This window comes from Methylothermus subterraneus (assembly GCF_054656915.1).
This window is the reverse complement of the sequence record NZ_BAAHXK010000011.1, coordinates 1-15,575: the sequence shown is the minus strand read 5'-3', so window position 1 is coordinate 15,575 and position 15,575 is coordinate 1. Positions and strand designations below refer to the sequence as shown.

General features: G+C 62.4%; 18 protein-coding genes and 1 pseudogene. 13 read left to right on the top strand and 6 right to left on the bottom strand.

Annotation, left to right across the window (positions count from 1 at the left end; all coding sequences use genetic code 11):
- Positions 1-5: 5 nt before the first annotated feature.
- A complete protein-coding gene (locus ACYQ3M_RS09760; RefSeq protein ID WP_460035895.1) occupies positions 6-713 on the top strand; it encodes a DsbC family protein in 708 nt (235 codons plus the stop codon).
- On the opposite strand, the gene ACYQ3M_RS09755 is transcribed toward ACYQ3M_RS09760, so the two are convergent.
- Together ACYQ3M_RS09755 and ACYQ3M_RS09750 are read right to left on the bottom strand one after the other, a co-directional pair.
- Positions 693-2,231: a methyl-accepting chemotaxis protein gene (locus tag ACYQ3M_RS09755; RefSeq protein WP_460035894.1), complete on the bottom strand. Its 1,539-nt coding sequence runs from the start codon at positions 2,229-2,231 to the stop codon at positions 693-695. The two genes, ACYQ3M_RS09760 and ACYQ3M_RS09755, sit on opposite strands and share 21 nt — an antisense overlap.
- Complete coding sequence (locus tag ACYQ3M_RS09750) at positions 2,228-2,764, bottom strand: PAS domain-containing protein (RefSeq protein ID WP_460035893.1); 537 nt, start codon at positions 2,762-2,764, stop codon at positions 2,228-2,230. Before ACYQ3M_RS09750 ends, ACYQ3M_RS09755 begins: the two co-directional genes overlap by 4 nt.
- Before the next feature lie 112 nt (positions 2,765-2,876).
- On the opposite strand from ACYQ3M_RS09750, the gene ACYQ3M_RS09745 reads away from it, so the two are divergent.
- Positions 2,877-3,419, top strand: a complete 543-nt coding sequence (locus tag ACYQ3M_RS09745) for a hypothetical protein (protein WP_460035892.1) — start codon at positions 2,877-2,879, stop codon at positions 3,417-3,419.
- A 4-nt stretch (positions 3,420-3,423) separates the two neighbouring features.
- Here the strand turns inward: ACYQ3M_RS09745 and mutS are convergent, their stop codons facing one another.
- Complete coding sequence (mutS, locus tag ACYQ3M_RS09740; RefSeq protein WP_460035891.1) at positions 3,424-5,967, bottom strand: DNA mismatch repair protein MutS; 2,544 nt, start codon at positions 5,965-5,967, stop codon at positions 3,424-3,426.
- 7 nt (positions 5,968-5,974) lie between these two features.
- Positions 5,975-6,322, bottom strand: a complete 348-nt coding sequence (locus ACYQ3M_RS09735; RefSeq protein ID WP_460035890.1) for a hypothetical protein — start codon at positions 6,320-6,322, stop codon at positions 5,975-5,977.
- A 100-nt stretch (positions 6,323-6,422) separates the two neighbouring features.
- Between ACYQ3M_RS09735 and ACYQ3M_RS09730 the strand changes: the two genes are divergently transcribed.
- From ACYQ3M_RS09730 to ACYQ3M_RS09720, 3 genes are read left to right on the top strand one after another with little or no spacing between them, the layout of a single operon-like run.
- A complete protein-coding gene (locus ACYQ3M_RS09730; protein ID WP_460035889.1) occupies positions 6,423-7,562 on the top strand; it encodes a glycosyltransferase in 1,140 nt (379 codons plus the stop codon).
- A gap of 9 nt (positions 7,563-7,571) precedes the next feature.
- Positions 7,572-8,333, top strand: a complete 762-nt coding sequence (locus ACYQ3M_RS09725) for a glycosyltransferase family 2 protein (RefSeq protein ID WP_460035888.1) — start codon at positions 7,572-7,574, stop codon at positions 8,331-8,333.
- Positions 8,330-8,692: a DUF2304 domain-containing protein gene (locus ACYQ3M_RS09720; RefSeq protein ID WP_460035887.1), complete on the top strand. Its 363-nt coding sequence runs from the start codon at positions 8,330-8,332 to the stop codon at positions 8,690-8,692. The genes ACYQ3M_RS09725 and ACYQ3M_RS09720 overlap by 4 nt, the downstream gene beginning before the upstream one ends.
- Positions 8,693-8,701: 9 nt before the next feature.
- Here the strand turns inward: ACYQ3M_RS09720 and ACYQ3M_RS09715 are convergent, their stop codons facing one another.
- Positions 8,702-9,511, bottom strand: coding sequence for a UDP-2,3-diacylglucosamine diphosphatase (locus tag ACYQ3M_RS09715; protein ID WP_460035886.1), 810 nt, complete (start codon positions 9,509-9,511; stop codon positions 8,702-8,704).
- Between the two features lie 80 nt (positions 9,512-9,591).
- Positions 9,592-10,326, bottom strand: a complete 735-nt coding sequence (locus tag ACYQ3M_RS09710) for a pentapeptide repeat-containing protein (RefSeq protein WP_460035885.1) — start codon at positions 10,324-10,326, stop codon at positions 9,592-9,594.
- 96 nt (positions 10,327-10,422) lie between these two features.
- Here ACYQ3M_RS09710 and ACYQ3M_RS09705 point away from each other — a divergent pair, with 96 nt between their 5' ends.
- From ACYQ3M_RS09705 to ACYQ3M_RS09670, 8 genes and pseudogenes are all read left to right on the top strand, one after another.
- Positions 10,423-11,169 (top strand): YebC/PmpR family DNA-binding transcriptional regulator, encoded by a 747-nt coding sequence (locus tag ACYQ3M_RS09705; RefSeq protein ID WP_460035884.1) that lies wholly within the window; start codon positions 10,423-10,425, stop codon positions 11,167-11,169.
- A 4-nt stretch (positions 11,170-11,173) separates the two neighbouring features.
- Positions 11,174-11,671: a crossover junction endodeoxyribonuclease RuvC gene (gene ruvC, locus ACYQ3M_RS09700; protein WP_460035883.1), complete on the top strand. Its 498-nt coding sequence runs from the start codon at positions 11,174-11,176 to the stop codon at positions 11,669-11,671.
- Positions 11,668-12,249, top strand: coding sequence for a Holliday junction branch migration protein RuvA (gene ruvA / locus ACYQ3M_RS09695; RefSeq protein WP_460035882.1), 582 nt, complete (start codon positions 11,668-11,670; stop codon positions 12,247-12,249). Before ruvC ends, ruvA begins: the two co-directional genes overlap by 4 nt.
- Complete coding sequence (gene ruvB / locus ACYQ3M_RS09690; RefSeq protein WP_460035881.1) at positions 12,246-13,271, top strand: Holliday junction branch migration DNA helicase RuvB; 1,026 nt, start codon at positions 12,246-12,248, stop codon at positions 13,269-13,271. Before ruvA ends, ruvB begins: the two co-directional genes overlap by 4 nt.
- Positions 13,272-13,325: 54 nt before the next feature.
- A complete protein-coding gene (gene ybgC, locus ACYQ3M_RS09685; protein WP_460035880.1) occupies positions 13,326-13,733 on the top strand; it encodes a tol-pal system-associated acyl-CoA thioesterase in 408 nt (135 codons plus the stop codon).
- The gene (tolQ, locus tag ACYQ3M_RS09680) at positions 13,730-14,398 is read left to right on the top strand and encodes a protein TolQ (RefSeq protein WP_460035879.1); all 669 of its coding nucleotides are present in this window, start codon (positions 13,730-13,732) and stop codon (positions 14,396-14,398) included. Before ybgC ends, tolQ begins: the two co-directional genes overlap by 4 nt.
- On the top strand, positions 14,395-14,823 hold the full coding sequence (gene tolR, locus ACYQ3M_RS09675; protein ID WP_460035878.1) for a protein TolR: 429 nt from the start codon (positions 14,395-14,397) through the stop codon (positions 14,821-14,823). The genes tolQ and tolR overlap by 4 nt, the downstream gene beginning before the upstream one ends.
- Positions 14,820-15,575, top strand: a pseudogene (locus tag ACYQ3M_RS09670) (hypothetical protein); the annotation flags it as partial. The gene tolR and the pseudogene ACYQ3M_RS09670, both read left to right, overlap by 4 nt.

Here is a 15,575-nt window from a genome sequence, read left to right as displayed (position 1 = left end):
CGATCATGCGCAAATTTCTCTGCCCTGCCTTACTGGTGCTGCCGACGGTGATTGCCGCCGCCGAACCCAAACAGCTTCGGCAAGCCTTAGCGCAACATCTGCCTGAAGCCAAGGTCGATGCCATCCGCGAATCCGAGATCCAAGGCCTGTACGAGGTCACGATCGGCCCGCGCCTGTATTACGTCTCCCCGGACGGACGGTTTCTGATCGACGGTCATCTGTTCGACCTCAAAAACCGCACCGACCTGACCGAAGCCAAGCTCGCCAACGCTAGAAAAGCGGCTTTGGATAAAATCGGCGAAGAGGCGATGATCGTGTTTGCGCCGGCCGAGCCCAAGGCCACCGTCACCGTATTCACCGACATCGATTGCGGCTACTGCCGCAAGTTTCACTCCCAGATCCAAGAGTATTTGAACCTGGGGATCAAAGTGCGTTACCTGTTTTACCCCCGCGCCGGCAAGGGCTCGGAGTCTTACCACAAGGCGGTGGCGGTCTGGTGCGCCAAGGACCGCCAGGCGGCCTTGACCGAAGCCAAACAGGGCAAGGCAATCGAGAGGCGCGCCTGCGACCATCCGGTGGACCGGCACCTCGCGCTGGCCGAGGAATTCGGCGTCCAGGGCACGCCTACCCTCATCACCGACCGCGGCGAGCTGCTCCCCGGGTATGTGCCGCCGCCGCAGCTTTCTGCCTATTTAAGCCGCGGCCGCAACTGATCCCAGCTTGGCCGCTTGAGAACGGGAGGTAGCGGCTTGCCGCCTGGCGATTGATTCCTGCGTCAGGCCGGTCAAGACCTGCATGACTTCCTGGCTGCCTTGCTCCATGTTGCCCATCTGCGCCACGATGGCCTCGATTCGCTTAGGATCGGTCTTAATATCCTGCCGGGAGAGCGCGAGCGCCTGCTGGGCCGAGTTGTGCACTTGGGCATGCGGCGCCTCGAGCCGCCGGTAACTAGGCAGGCTCGCAAAGCGCTCCTTGCCCACCCCCTCGTAGTACCACTTGCCCAGCCGGCAGCTGTGGTGATCGACGGCGATGGCCTTGGCCTCGGCGGTCTTTTGCGCATCGGCCACCGCCAGATACGCGTTCTGCTTGTAGATAATGTGGTCGATCTTGACCAGGGTGGAAAACGCGGTCTCCTGGGCGTCGGTGGCGCGGAGTTTGGTCTGGTTGGCGGCGGCTTCGAATTCGCCAAAACGCGCGCTGAAGGTCTCGACGATAGGCTGCATGCGATCGGCCAGCTCCACCGAGGCGTTCGCTTCCGCGGCAATGGCCGCCACGCTGTCGCCAAATCCTTTAAGGATGCGCGAGATCTCCACCGCCGCTTCCTTGGTGCGATTGGACAAGGCCTTGACCTCGTCGGCCACCACCGCAAACCCGCGGCCGTATTCGCCGGCGCGGGCGGCCTCGATGGAGGCGTTCAAGGCCAAAAGCCCGGTTTGGTCGGCGATGTCGGTGATGATCGACAGCGCCTTGATCACCTGTTTGCTGGTGTCGCTTAGACTGGTGATGATCTGAGCGGCGCCGGCCACCTTGGCGGCGATCGCGCTTACGGCTTGCCGCACCTCGTCCACTCCGTGTTTGCTGGAACTGGCCGCTTGAGCGTTGGCGTCGGCGATGGCGACCACCTCGGCCAAGGTTTGGGTGACGGTCTGCATATCCTGCTGACACAGCCTCAGATTGGCGATCAGATTGCCGCTGTTGAGCTTATAGAGACTGGCGCCAAGCCGGGTCGCAAGCTGCTGCTCGTAGTTTTGACGCATCTCGGCCAAGGCGCGGTTGACGTACTCCATGCCGGTCTTAAACTGCCCTGGAAGTCCTTGCGCGAGACCCGGGCGGCCAAAGTCGCGGCGACCGGCGCGGGCGAAAACGGTATTCATTTCGCGGAAATACGCCTCGCACATATCCAAAAGCTCGTTGAGCTCCCACGCGACTTTGCCGACTTCGCCCAAGGCGTGCACGCCGGTGATCCGATGGTGCAGCTCGCCAGAGCGGCATTTCTGCAAGGTTTGGTAAATCTTTTCGAGCGCGTCCAGATAAGGCGTCATCTGCCGCCGCCCCAACCAACTCAAGGCCAGCATCAACGCCGGCAAGAGCAGGAAATCAAGATGCCAGCCGTGGCGGGCGATGAGCCAAAGCGCGGCCAGGACGCCGAAGCCGGCGCCAAGATAGGCGGCGTAATCGAGCTTGGCGCTGAGCAGAGGTCGACCCGGATAGCGGGCGGGATTGGGTTTCATGGCTTGTCTCCGTAAAGATCCAAAACCAAGCGTTCGTAGCTTGTGCCTTTGCTCTGTAAGAAATCGTGCAGGTACGCCACCGATTGCTGCATGCCTTGCTTGACCGAAGACGCCCTCTGTTCGATCGCCAGCATCTCGCGGTAGATCGGCTCGATGGCGCGGATCGCCGAGGTCGGCGCCTGCCGCCGCACCGAATAGTACCCGGCGACCTGGCCGCGGCGGTCCAGGTCGGGAGTGACGTTGGCAAACACCCAATAGAAACTGCCGTCTTTGGCCAGGTTTTTGACGAAGGCAAAAAATTCTTGCTTTTTTTGGATGGTGTCCCAAAGCAGCCAGAAGGCCCCGCGGGGCATGTCTGGATGGCGGATGATATTGTGCTGCACGCCTAAGAGCTCTTTTTCCGCATACCCGGAAATCTCCATAAAGACGCGGTTGGCGTAGGTGATCTTGCCGCTCGGGTCGGTCTTGGAGACGATGAAATCGTCTTCTCCTAGCCGGCGTTCTTGGTTTTTGGGCACAGGACGTTGGCGCATGGCGTCTTCCCTCAAATTTCCCCCTTGAAAGCATAGACCAATTTTGAGCGATTGCGCGGGCGCCTTAAGCGGCTTATTCTGGAATAAGGTTTTAACAAATAAAGGAGGGTTTATGGACTCTGCTTTGCTGCGCGTGGGGCTTTTGGCGCTGATCTTGGCTTCGTTTAAGGCTCAAGCCGAAGTCGAATATCCGGCGGCCGACTTTCAGCCTCAAGTTATCTATTCGGCGCCAACGGAAGAAGGCAAATATCCTGCCGCCAGTTTTACCCCCCAAGTCGTTTTCCAGGACCCAGAGCTTATCGAGAAACTGGCCGCCCCCCCCAAAGCGCCGGCGCCGCAGGCGGCCGCCCCTAAAGAGCCTTCGCGCCCCCGCTCAAGCGTTGCGTTTGATGCCGCTCCGCCGTACGGGGCCGCGGGGCTGGCGCTAGCGGCGATCGCGCTGACCTTCTTTTGGGCGCGTAGGAGCAAAGCGCCCGCGCTCTACGCGGGCGCCGAATCGAACCCAGCCGCCGCAACCAAAGCCGGCGAGGCGAGCCAAGAAAGCGTGGAAGCGGTCCGCGAAGACTTGGAAGAGCTGGCGGTGGAGGTCGAGCAGACCTTGGCCACGACCAACCGCCAGCGCGCCGGCAAGAGCAAGCGCACCCGCAGGCGCTAAAGTTTCAGTCGAGCAAGCCTTTGAGCTCGTAAAGAATGGCCAGCGCTTGGCGGGGAGTAAGATCGTCGGGGTCGATTTGCTCAAGCCGCGCGCGCAACCGGGATTCGCTCGTTGATGCGGCAAACAGATCGAGCTGGGCGGGCAACGGGGAGCGGTCCTCCAGTTCTTTGAGCTTGGCGCGGGCACGGGCGATGACTTCTTTCGGAATCCCGGCGAGCGCGGCCACTTTCAGACCGTAGCTTTGACTGGCTGGGCCGTCCCGCACCGCGTGCAGAAACACGATCTGATCGCCGTACTCGGCCGCCTCGAGGTGCACGTTGGCCACCTCCGGCAAAACCTCGGCCAAGGCGGTGAGTTCAAAATAGTGGGTGGCAAACAAGGTGAGCGCGCGGTTCTGGCGCGCCAGGAATTCGGCCACCGCCCAAGCCAAAGAGAGGCCGTCGAAGGTCGAGGTGCCGCGCCCGATCTCGTCCACCAGCACCAGACTGTGCGCGGTGGCGTTGTGGAGGATGCAGGCGGTCTCGCTCATCTCCACCATGAAGGTCGAGCGGCCTGAGGCCAAATCGTCCGAGGCGCCGATGCGGGTAAAGATGCGGTCTATAGGGCCAAGGGTAGCCTGCTCTGCCGGCACAAAGCTGCCCAAGTGCGCCAAGAGGGCGATCAGGGCGGTCTGGCGCATGTAGGTGCTCTTGCCGCCCATGTTCGGGCCGGTGACGATCAGCATGCGCCGGCTCGGGGTCAGCTCCAAGTCGTTGGGGACAAAGTGTTCCACCTGGCTTTCCACCACCGGATGGCGGCCGCCGCGGATGCAAATCCCAGGGGTTTCGGTGAGCACGGGCCGCGTCCAACGGCAGCTCACCGCGCGCTCGGCGAAATCGGCCAGAACGTCCAGCTCGGCCAGCGCCTCAGCGCGGGCTTGAATGGCCGAAACTTTGGGGGTCAGCTCTTCCAAAAGCGCCTCATAAAGCGCCTTTTCCAAGGCCAAAGCGCGCTCGCGGGCGGATAGGACTTGTTCCTCGAACGCCTTAAGCTCCGGGGTGAGAAAGCGTTCGGCATGCTTGACGGTCTGGCGGCGGAGATAATCGGCCGGCACCCGCGCGCTCTGCCCGCGGGGGACCTCCAGATAGTAGCCGTGGACCTTGTTGTAGCGGAGTTTGAGGCCCGCGATTCCGGTCCGCTCCCGCTCGCGCTGCTCCAGGGCCACCAAGTAGTCGTCGCGGTGGCGGCTCAACGCGCGCAACCGGTCCAGCTCCGGGTGAAAGCCTGCGGCCAGCACGCCGCCGTCGCGCAGCAGCGGCGGAGGATCCTGGACGATCGCGCGTTGAAGAAGATCCAAGACCTCGGGCAAGTCGTCCAGGCGCGCGCTCAATTCCCGCAGCCTAGGGCTTACAAGATCGCCAAGCTGTTCGCGCAGGCCCGGCAGCACGGTCAAGGTCTGACGGATCAAGGCCAGATCGCGCGGACGAGCGGTCTTTAGCGCGATGCGGGTGGCGGCCCGACCGAGGTCGGCGGTAGCGCGGAGCCGCTCGCGCACAGGCCTAAACCTTTGCGTCTGGATAAGCTCTTCTACCGCCTCGAGCCGGGCCGTGATCTCGCCGCGGTCGCGCAAGGGGCGGTGCAGCCAGCGCCTGAGCAGACGGGAGCCGGCGGCGGTGACGGTGCGATCCAGCACCCCGAGCAGGGTAAACTCCGACCGGCCCGAAGGGTGGCGGTCCAGTTCCAGGTTGCGGCGCGTTGCCGCATCGAGGGCGATGGTCTCATTCCCGGTTTCCACCCGCAGCGCGGTCAAGTGCGGCAAGGCGCGCTTTTGCGTCTCGCGCACGTACTGGAGTAGGCTGCCGGCGGCGGCCACGGCGGCGTCTAAGCCTTCGCAGCCGAACCCGGCCAAATCCTGGACCTGAAACTGCTCGAGCAAGGCGCGGCGGGCGCTTTGCGGGTCGAAATGCCAGCTCGGCCTCAAGGTAACGGCGAGGCGCCGGCGTATCCACGCCGGCGCCGGCCAATCCTCGGGGAGCAGGATTTCGGCCGGGTCCAAGCGTTCCAGTTCGGCGGCGAGCGCGGTCTCGTCGGCCACCTCCTGAACCGTGAACTTAGCGCAGCTCAATTCCAGGTAGGCCAGGCCGAACCGGCCTTGCAGCGGCGCCAGGGCGAGCAGCAGGTTGTCGCGCCGCTCCTCGAGCAGGGCCTCGTCGGTGACGGTGCCCGGGGTGAGGACCCGCACCACCTTGCGCTCCATCGGCCCTTTGCCCTTAGGATCGCCGATCTGCTCGCAGATCGCCACCGCTTCGCCGGCTTTCAACAAGCGCGCCAAATAAGTATCCAGGGCGTGGTAAGGAATCCCGGCCATGGGCACCCGCTCGCCCCCCGATTCCCCGCGCGAGGTCAGGGTCAGATCCAAAAGGCGGGCCGCCTTGACCGCATCGTCGAAGAACAATTCGTAGAAGTCCCCCATGCGATACAGCAGCAGGACGTCCTTATACTCCGCTTTCAGGCGGAGATACTGCTGCATCATGGGGGTGTGGTGGCTCCAGGGAAGGTTGGGAGTCATGCGATCTTCAGGGATCGCCGACGAAGCGTATCGGTTTGCGCCCGGCCAGATGCTCAGGGGTAATGATGTAGGTGCCTCCCAGGCTCGTGTTCCAAATCCTTTGCGCGGTTTCGGTATCCCCGCCGGTAAAAATCCAGGTCAGGCCGCCGGTAAGCGCGCCAAGTCCGGCAAAGGCGAGCTTGAACGCGCCATACACGGGGGTGACGAGAAAACAGGCCGCTCCCGTGGCGAGATCGTAACCGGGGTCGCTCGCCTCCTCGTAAGATTGGGCCTGAAGCGGCACCGTCCAAACAAGCCAGCCGGTCAACAGTCCCACCAAGCATCGGCGCCGTAACCAAGGCAATTTTGCCTGCATAAGCTTTCCTCTTAGGTTATTCAACCAGACTTTGCATCAAATAGGGTATCATGTTGCGGTCCTTAGCGATAACCCGACCCGGCCGCGCAGCAGGCTTTCAATGCGCGTGCTTCACCTCGGCAAATACTACCCTCCTTATCGCGGCGGGATCGAGCAGTTCCTAGGGGATCTCCTGCCCGCTTTGCAGCGCGAAGGCATCGAGCCGGCGGCGTTGGTTCATGCCCACACCGGCGCGGAACGAAGCCAAAAGCCGTTTCCGGTGTGGCGAGCGCCAAGCCGTGGGCGGCTGCTTTACGCCCCGCTCAGCCCGTCCTTTCCGGTCTGGCTCGAGGCGATGATCCGCGCGTTTGAGCCAGACGTGCTGCACCTGCACCTGCCCAATCTTTCGGCCTGCTGGAGCCTGGTGGTCCCGGCCGCGCGCCGCCTGCCGTGGGTGGTCCACTGGCACGCCGACGTGGCCTCGCGCGACCCCCGCCTGCGTTTAGCGTACCGGTTTTACCGCCCGTTGGAGCAGGCGCTGCTGCGCAAGGCGCGCGCGATAATCGCCACCTCCCCGCCGTATCTGCGCACCAGCTCGAGCTTGCGGCCGTGGCGGGAGAAGACCCAGGTGGTGCCCTTAGGGCTAGACCCAGCCCGCTTGCCGCCGCCGGATCCGGAAGCCCGCCGCTGGGCGGAAAGCCGGTGGGGGAAGACGGAGGAACTGCGCTTGTTGTGCGTAGGCCGGCTGACTTACTACAAAGGCCACCGCGTGCTGCTTGAGGCTTTGGCGCAAGTTAAAGGCGTGCGCTTGCTGTGCGTCGGCAGCGGCGAGCGGGCCGCCAAGCTGAATGGGCAGATTCACCAGCTCGGCTTGCAAACGCGCGCGGCGCTGCTCGGTGAGGTGAGCGACTCCTGCCGCAACGCTCTGCTCGCCACCTGCGACGCGCTCGTGCTGCCTTCCCTGGAACGCACCGAGGCATTCGGGCTGGCCCTGCTGGAAGCGATGGCCTACGCCAAGCCGGTGATCGCCACGCGCGTTCCAGGCTCAGGGATGGGCTGGGTGGTGGTCGAGGGCGAAACCGGCTGGTTGGTGCCCCCGGGGGACGCGGCGGCGTTGGCGCAGCGGATCAGGTTTGTGCAACAATACCCGAGTTTAAGGCGCCAGGCGGGGGAAAAGGGACGGCTTAAGTTTAGAGAGAAATTCCAGATCCAAGCCTGTGCGCGGCGGTTGGCTGAAATCTATCGGCTTTGCAGCGAGTAAGCTTTGTCCTTGAAAGATCACGCAGCGCCGGGCAAAACGCCACGCCTTGACCAAACCGCGCGCGCGAGCGCGGTAGAGACGCGCGTACCCGATTCAAAGCTTGCGATATTGATGCCGGCCAAAGACGAGGCGGCGGCGATCGGCGAGGTGATCGCCCAGGTCAAGCGGCATTTCCCTAAGGCGCGGCTCGTAGTCATCGACGACGCCAGCCAAGATGCCACCGCAGAGGTAGCGGCTCAGGCGGGGGTGACGGTTTTGCCTCTGGCGGTTCCTCTAGGCGCTTGGGGGGCGATCCAGACCGGAATGCGCTATGCCCTCAAGCAAAACATCGCAGTTTGTGTAACGATGGACGCCGACGGCCAACACTTGGCCGCCGAGATTCCCAAACTCCTCAACGCCTTGGAACGCGAGCGCGCTGAGGTGGCCATCGGCGCGTATCCCGAGCGGGGCAGCCGCGCCCGCCGGATCGCTTGGCGGCTTTTCCGCACCTTGACCGGCTTTGAGTTCGCCGACCTCACTTCGGGGTTTCGCGCCTACCGCGGCCGGGCTTTGGCTTTGCTGGCCTCGCCCCGGGCGACCTTGCTCGAATATCAGGACCTTGGAGTCCTGCTTTTGCTGCGCGCCCACGGCGTCAAGATCGCCGAGACGGCGGTGGTCATGCGCCCGCGCGCGCACGGGAAATCGCGCGTGTTTTCCAGCTGGTGGCGGGTGGGCGCCTACCTAGGCCAAACCTTGGTGCTGTGTCTGGCCAACTTAAGGGTTAAGAAATGATTTCTTATCGCTTGACCTCCACCGCGTTGGGACTGATCATCGCCGGCGCGATTTTGTGGCTGATCGCCAAAGACCGCCTCCACGCCCGGCATGCGTTGTGGTGGGCCGGGGTGGCGCTGGCGGTGATGGGTTTGGGGGCATTCCCACAAGTCGTGGACTGGCTGGCGCAGCGGTTAGGAATAGCCTATCCTCCGGTGTTGGGAGTGGTTGCCGCCCTCGGTGTGATGCTAATAAAGATGCTGGCGCAGGACCTCGAGCACGCGCAGCAAGAGCGCATGTTAAGGCGCCTCGCCCAACGCCTGGCGATCTTGGAGGCCGAGCTGAAAAGCCTAACCCGCCACGAAGACGACCCGCGCTAAGCTAAGCGCTTAGAATTTCGGCAACGCCCAAGATTTCGGTACGACTTCGGCCGGTTGGCGTTCGGTAAGCAGGCGAACGCTGTCTTCCACCCAGGCGAGCAAGGACCACCGACCCCCCTCGTCTTCCACCAAAGCCGTGCAGTGCTCTACCCAGTCGCCGCAGTTGCCGTACAGCACGCCGTCTTCACAGCGCAGCGCAGGGCGGTGAATATGACCGCAGATCACCCCGTCGACTTGATCGCGGCCGGCGCTGTAGATAAGGGCTTGCTCGAAGGCGGCGATGTAATGCTCCACATTCTTGAGCCTGGCTTTGAGATCGCTCGCAAACGACCAATACGGCAACCCAAGCCGGCGACGGCCAAGGTTGATCACATGATTCAATCCCAAAAGCGTGTCGTAGCTCAAACTCCCCAAAGCGCTCAGCCAAGGATTGGAGCAGACCACCACATCGAACTCGTCCCCGTGAAGGAGCATCAGGCGACGGCCGTCGGCGGTTTGGTGGATGCAGCGCGTGGCGATCTCAATACCGTTGAACTGGGTGCCGGCGTAATCGCGCAGCAATTCGTCGTGGTTGCCGGGAATATAAATCACCCTTGTTCCCCGCTGAGCTAGGGTGAGGAGTTGGCGCACGACCTCATTGTGCATGGACGGCCAGTACCAGCCGGAACGCTTCAGGCGCCACAGATCGATCACATCGCCTATCAGATACAGCCAAGAGCAACGCAGATGGCGGAGAAAATCGACCAAGTATTCGGCCTTGCAGCTTTTGGTGCCGAGGTGGATGTCGGACAGGCAGACAGTACGGTAACAAAGTTCCATAACTTCCCCGCGATTGAATTGCGCAGGGATAAAATGGCAGGGCGGTGTGACAAAAATAGGACGCGGGGATGAAATTTCCGTTACTGCGCAAGGCCCCGCGCCGAGGCAAGACCCTCTGCGCCGTCCAGTTTGGCTCCGCGCAAGTCGGCTCCGGTGAAATCGGCCGCGTCGAGTTTGGCCTCGCGTAAGTCCGCGCCTTGCAAATTCGCGCCGCTAAGATCGGCGCCGGAAAGATCGGCGCGGTACAGGACGGCCCCTTCCAGGTTGGCGTTGGCTAGTTTAGCAAAGCGCAACCGCACCCGGTTGAAATCGGCGTTTTTGAGATTGGCACCGGTGAAATCGGCCCGGTCGCAGGTGGCGCGCATCAGTCCCATGCTTTGGTTTTTCATGTCCGCTCCCCAAAACGCCCCCTCCAGATCGGCGCCGACCAGCTTGGCCCGCTCTAGGATGGCCATCACCCGGCTGCGCCTGAGGTTGGCGTGGCTTAAATCGGCGTCGATCATGGTCACGCCGAAAATGCTGGCGCCTTCCAGATTGGCGTAGGCGAGATGGGTGCCGCGCATGACCGTAAGATCCAGGTTCTGGCCGGCGAGGTCGGCGCGGCTTAGATCGGCGTAGCGCAGATCCGCCCCCCAAAGATCGGCGCGGCGCAAGTCCAACCCCGAAAGATCGACCCGCTTTAAGTCCTTACGCCGAAGGTCCACCGGCCGGTCGGAAGTGGCGCGCTGCAACAATTCGATGACCTGCTCCCGGCTCAGATCGGCGGCCAAGAGCGCCCAAGGGAATACCAGCAAGGCAAGCAAGAAACGTTTCATGACGACCACCCTCCCAAGCTCTTAAAGAGTGCGTCTGGCAAGGGAAAATTTGCTTTATAATAAGCGGATTTTCCACGACTTGCTTTACAAAAGCGTATGGCAGGACACAGCAAATGGGCCAACATCCGCTATCGCAAGAGCGCGCAGGACGCCAAACGCGGCAAGATCTTCACCAAGCTGATTCGGGAGATCACGGTCGCGGCCAGGATGGGAGGCGGGGATCCTGCCGCCAACCCGCGCCTGCGCGCTGCCATCGACAAAGCGCTCTCCCAGAACATGCCTAAGGATACCATCCAGCGGGCCATCAACAAAGGCATTGGCGCCCAGGAAGGGGAGTCTTACGAGGAGGTGCGCTACGAAGGCTACGGCCCGGGAGGGGTCGCGGTGATGGTGGATTGCCTGACCGACAACCGCAACCGTACCGTGGCCGAAGTGCGGCACGCCTTTACCAAAGCCGGCGGCAGTCTGGCGACCGCGGGCGCGGTGGCGTATCTGTTTACCCAAATGGGCGTGATCAACTATCCGGCCGGCAGCAACGAGGACGCGATCATGGAGGTAGCCTTGGAAGCCGGCGCCGAAGACGTAGTCGGCCACGAAGACGGAAGCCTTGAGGTACTCACCTCGCCGGACGATTTCGCCAAGGTCAAACAGGCCTTGATCGCTGCCGGGCTAGAACCTGAGTCGGCGGAGATCACCATGCGCGCCAGCACCTCGGTGCGGCTTTCGGCGGAAGACGCCGAAAAAATGGTCCGCTTGCTGGAGCGCTTGGAAGACCTCGACGACGTGCAGCAGGTCTATTCCAACGCCGACATCAGCGAGGAAGTGTTGGCGGGGATTACTTAAAGGTATGGCCCGAATCTTGGGTATCGATCCCGGCTCCCGAATCACCGGGTTTGGGGTCATCGACGCGGACCGCTCGAGCCTGCGCTTGGTGGCGGCCGGTTGCGTGCGCAGCGCGGTGGGGGATTTTCCCGCGCGGCTCAAGGTCGTCTACGATGGCGTGCTGGCCGTGGTCCGCCAATACTTGCCGGAGGCGATCGCGATCGAACAGGTGTTCGTGCAGAAGAACGCCGACTCGGCCTTAAAACTGGGACAAGCGCGGGGAGCGGCGATCTGCGCTGCGCTGGCCGAGGATTTGCCCGTCTACGAATACGCCACCCGCCAGGTCAAGCAGGCGGTCGTGGGCAACGGCGGGGCCGACAAGGCCCAGGTGCAACACATGGTCAAAATTCTCCTCAATTTCCGCGGCGAGCTCCCCCTAGACGCCAGCGACGCTCTGGCGGTGGCGGTCTGCCACGCGCATTATCAGCAGACGCTCCAGCGCCAAGCGCAAGGGCTGGCATGATCGGTTTCTTGCGCGGTATCCTGGTGGTCAAGCAACCGCCTAGGCTGATCGTCGAAGTCGGTGGAGTCGGTTATGAAGTGGATGCGCCCATGTCCACGTTTTACCGCTTGCCTAAGATCGGCAGCGAGGTGACCCTTTACACCCATTTGGTGGTGCGCGAGGACGCCCACGTTTTGTTCGGGTTTGCCACCGAGGCCGAACGCGGCTTGTTTCGAACCCTGATTCGGGTCAACGGCGTCGGCACGCGGCTGGCGTTGGCGATCCTCTCGGGCTTAAGCGCCGAGGAATTCCAACGCTGCGTGCAACAGGGGGATGCTTTGAGGCTGCAAAGGCTGCCGGGCATCGGCAAAAAGACCGCCGAACGCCTGATCGTCGAGCTGCGCGACCGCTTGCCGCCATCTTCCCCAGAGCTCGTACCCGCCGCGCCAGCCGATCCAGTGCGCGAGGCCCAAGAAGCCCTGCTGGCCTTGGGGTATAAGCCGCACGAGGCGCAGCGCCTGCTCGATAAGGTGGCAGGCAAAGCCACGGCGGTCGAGGAACTGATCCGCCTGGCGCTGAAGTCCGCAGGCAGCCCATGATCGAAGAGCGCATCGTAAGTCCTACCAAGCTCGGCGAGGAGGACCTTCTCGATCGGGCCATTCGCCCGCGCCGGCTTGCCGACTACATCGGTCAGACCCAGCTCAAAGAGCAGCTTGCCATCTTCATCGAGGCGGCCCGAGCGCGAAGGGAGCCTTTGGATCACGTGCTGATCTTCGGCCCGCCCGGCCTGGGCAAGACCACCTTGGCCCACATCGTCGCTGCCGAGATGGGGGTGGGCTTGCGCCAGACCTCAGGACCTGCGCTCGAAAAACCGGGCGATCTGGCGGCCATTTTGACCAACTTGGAGCGCGGCGAGGTGCTGTTCATCGACGAGATCCACCGCTTGAGCCCGGTGGTGGAGGAAATCCTGTATCCGGCGATGGAGGACTTCCAACTCGACATCGTCATCGGCGAGGGGCCGGCGGCGCGTTCGATCAAACTGGACCTGCCGCCCTTCACCTTGGTGGGGGCGACCACGCGCGCCGGCCTTCTGACCTCGCCGCTGCGCGACCGCTTCGGTATCGTCCATCGGCTGGAATTTTATTCGGTGGCGGAACTGACCCAGATCGTCACCCGCTCGGCGCGGATTTTGAACCTCGAGATCGAGCCCGAAGGCGCCCAGGAAATCGCCCGGCGCGCCCGCGGCACCCCCAGGATCGCCAACCGCCTGCTTAGGCGGGTGCGCGATTACGCGCAGGTCAAGGGCGACGGGAAGGTAACGCGGGCGATTGCTCAAAGCGCCCTGGAAATGCTCAAGGTCGACCCCAACGGCTTCGATCAGCTCGACCGCCAGCTCCTTACCACCTTGATCGAGAAATTCGGCGGCGGGCCGGTGGGACTGGACAGCCTGGCGGCGGCCATAGGCGAGGAGCGCGGCACCATCGAAGACGTGCTCGAGCCTTATCTGATCCAACAGGGGTTTATGGTGCGGACCCCGCGCGGGCGGATGGCCACGCCGCAAACCTATAGGCATTTTGGCCTCCAGCCGCCTCGCGGCGCCAGCGAGGATCTGTTTGGCTGAGCTTTCAAGCTAGCCAAACCGGCGGCAAAAGTGGAAAATATCAGGCTTTCCAAGATGCAAGAACCTCAGTTTCGCTGGCCAGTCCGGGTCTATTACGAGGACACCGACGCCGGCGGCGTTGTTTACCATGCCAATTACCTTAAGTTCTTTGAGCGGGCGCGGACCGAGTTTTTGCGCACGTTGGGGTTTGAACAAGACGAACTCAAGACCCAAGAAGGAGTAATCTTTGCGGTCAAATCGCTCCGGGCTGAGTATTTGCGCCCGGCTTATTTCAACGATCTGCTTACGATTACCTGTACGGTGACGGCTTGGAAACCGGCCAGCTTGGAATTTTCCCAAACGGTCTTGAAAGACAGTCAGACTCTGTGTGCCGGCTGGGTGCGCGTTGCTTGTCTTAACGCCCTAACCTTACGGCCGTGTCCTATGCCCGAAGCGTTGAAGAGAGCACTCCCTGCCCTATGAATCACTCTTTGCTCGATCTGATCACCAACGCCAGCCTCCTGGTGCAAATCGTGATGGCGATTCTCGCCACCGCCTCGGTGTTCTCCTGGACGGTGATTTTGCAAAAAGCGCGCGAGCTCAAACAAGCCGAAATCGAGGCGGATGACTTTGAGGATCGCTTTTGGTCTGGGATCGACCTGGCCGATCTGTACAAGCAGTTGGTCAAGGCCGAAGCCGAAGGGCTGGAGGCGGTGTTCGTCGCCGGGTATCAAGAATTCGTGCGGATGTTTAAGCGCAAGGCGCCCTTGGCGCTTCTCACCGAAAGCACCGAACGCACCATGCGGGTAGCGATCGACCGCAGCCTGGAGGAGCTAGAATACCGGCTGCCGTGGTTGGCGACGGTAGGCTCCACCAGCCCGTACATCGGTCTGTTCGGGACGGTTTGGGGAATCATGAATTCCTTTAGGTCTTTGGAAAACGTGCAGCAAGCCACCTTGGCCGTGGTCGCCCCGGGGATCGCCGAAGCCCTAATCGCCACCGCCATCGGTCTGTTTGCCGCGATCCCGGCGGTGATCGCGTACAATCGCTACGCCGTCCGCATTGAGCGTTTAGCGCGGCGATACGGGAATTTCTCCGAAGAATTGCTTTGCCTTCTGCAACAGCGCGCGCTGGAGCTGGAAAAATGATTCAACCCTCGCGTCCTCGCCGCCGGCCGATGGCCGATATCAACGTCGTGCCTTACATCGACGTCACCTTGGTGCTGCTCATCATCTTCATGGTGACTGCGCCCTTGCTCCAGAACGGGGTGGACGTGGACCTGCCGCAAGCCGAGGCCAATCCGGTCGCGGTCGAGCCGGAGACCCCGCCGGTCATCGTGACGGTGACCGCCGACGGCAGCTGCCACCTGGATTGGGAAGGCGCGCCGGAGGTGGTCTCGCCCGAGTCTTTGCTGGTGAAGGTAACGGCGATCTTGCGCCACAAACCAAAAACGCAAGTGTTGGTCGCCGGGGACAGCACTGTGGCTTACGGCAAAGTGGTCGAAATCATGGCGGCGTTGCGGCAAGCCGGCGTGAGCAAAGTCGGGTTGCTTACGCGCCCTCCGACGCCATGAGCGGACGTCCTTCCTGGGCAGTTTCTTTCATCCAGGCGCTTTTGCTTCACGCCTTGTTGGCGCTGGTGCTGTTCCTGCGCCTGGGCGATGCCCCACCGAAAGCGCAGGTTCAGACCCAACCCGCCGAGATAGTGCAAGCGGTCGCGGTAAACGAAGCCGAGGTGGAGGCTGAGCTCCAGCGCTTGAAAATGGAGGAGGAGGCCAAACGTCAGCAAGAGGAGGCCAGACAACGCGCCTTGGAACAGGCCAGGCTCCAGGAGGAGCAAAGGCTGCTGGAAATCCAACGCAAGCAGCAGGAAGAAAAACGGCGCCTTCAAGAGCTCGCCGAGGCTAAGCGCCGCCAAGCGGAAGAAGAAGCCAAACGGCTCGCCGAATTAGAGCAACGCCAGCGTGAGGAAAAAGAACGCCTGGCCAAGCTGGAGCAAGCCCGAATTGAGGCTAAGCGCCGCCAAGCGGAAGAAGAAGCCAAACGGCTCGCCGAATTAGAGCAACGCCAGCGTGAGGAAAAAGAACGCCTGGCCAAGCTGGAGCAAGCCCGAATTGAGGCTGAGCGCCGCCGGCAACAAGAAGAAGCGCGCCGGCAGGCGGCTGAGGAAGCCCGCCGCAAGGCCGAGGAAGAAGCGCGCCGCAAGCTCGAAGAGGCCAAACGCAAGGCCGAAGAGGCCAAACGCAAAGCCGAAGAAGAAGCGCGCCGACTCGCCGAAGAAGCGCGCAAAAAAGCCGAAGAGGAAGCCCGCCGCAAAGCCGCCGAA

What these genes read in the sequence shown, in the direction of transcription:
- ACYQ3M_RS09745 (WP_460035892.1), top strand. Translation starts at nt 2,877, where the DNA reads ATGGACTCTGCTTTGCTGCGCGTGGGGCTTTTGGCGCTGATCTTGGCT.
- ACYQ3M_RS09705 (WP_460035884.1), top strand. Translation starts at nt 10,423, where the DNA reads ATGGCAGGACACAGCAAATGGGCCAACATCCGCTATCGCAAGAGCGCG.
- ACYQ3M_RS09750 (WP_460035893.1), bottom strand. Translation starts at nt 2,764, where the DNA reads ATGCGCCAACGTCCTGTGCCCAAAAACCAAGAACGCCGGCTAGGAGAA.
- ACYQ3M_RS09710 (WP_460035885.1), bottom strand. Translation starts at nt 10,326, where the DNA reads ATGAAACGTTTCTTGCTTGCCTTGCTGGTATTCCCTTGGGCGCTCTTG.
- ACYQ3M_RS09730 (WP_460035889.1), top strand. Translation starts at nt 6,423, where the DNA reads ATGCGCGTGCTTCACCTCGGCAAATACTACCCTCCTTATCGCGGCGGG.
- ruvA (WP_460035882.1), top strand. Translation starts at nt 11,668, where the DNA reads ATGATCGGTTTCTTGCGCGGTATCCTGGTGGTCAAGCAACCGCCTAGG.
- ruvC (WP_460035883.1), top strand. Translation starts at nt 11,174, where the DNA reads ATGGCCCGAATCTTGGGTATCGATCCCGGCTCCCGAATCACCGGGTTT.
- ACYQ3M_RS09720 (WP_460035887.1), top strand. Translation starts at nt 8,330, where the DNA reads ATGATTTCTTATCGCTTGACCTCCACCGCGTTGGGACTGATCATCGCC.
- ACYQ3M_RS09760 (WP_460035895.1), top strand. Translation starts at nt 6, where the DNA reads ATGCGCAAATTTCTCTGCCCTGCCTTACTGGTGCTGCCGACGGTGATT.
- ACYQ3M_RS09735 (WP_460035890.1), bottom strand. Translation starts at nt 6,322, where the DNA reads ATGCAGGCAAAATTGCCTTGGTTACGGCGCCGATGCTTGGTGGGACTG.
- ACYQ3M_RS09755 (WP_460035894.1), bottom strand. Translation starts at nt 2,231, where the DNA reads ATGAAACCCAATCCCGCCCGCTATCCGGGTCGACCTCTGCTCAGCGCC.
- ACYQ3M_RS09715 (WP_460035886.1), bottom strand. Translation starts at nt 9,511, where the DNA reads ATGGAACTTTGTTACCGTACTGTCTGCCTGTCCGACATCCACCTCGGC.
- tolQ (WP_460035879.1), top strand. Translation starts at nt 13,730, where the DNA reads ATGAATCACTCTTTGCTCGATCTGATCACCAACGCCAGCCTCCTGGTG.
- tolR (WP_460035878.1), top strand. Translation starts at nt 14,395, where the DNA reads ATGATTCAACCCTCGCGTCCTCGCCGCCGGCCGATGGCCGATATCAAC.
- mutS (WP_460035891.1), bottom strand. Translation starts at nt 5,967, where the DNA reads ATGACTCCCAACCTTCCCTGGAGCCACCACACCCCCATGATGCAGCAG.
- ruvB (WP_460035881.1), top strand. Translation starts at nt 12,246, where the DNA reads ATGATCGAAGAGCGCATCGTAAGTCCTACCAAGCTCGGCGAGGAGGAC.
- ybgC (WP_460035880.1), top strand. Translation starts at nt 13,326, where the DNA reads ATGCAAGAACCTCAGTTTCGCTGGCCAGTCCGGGTCTATTACGAGGAC.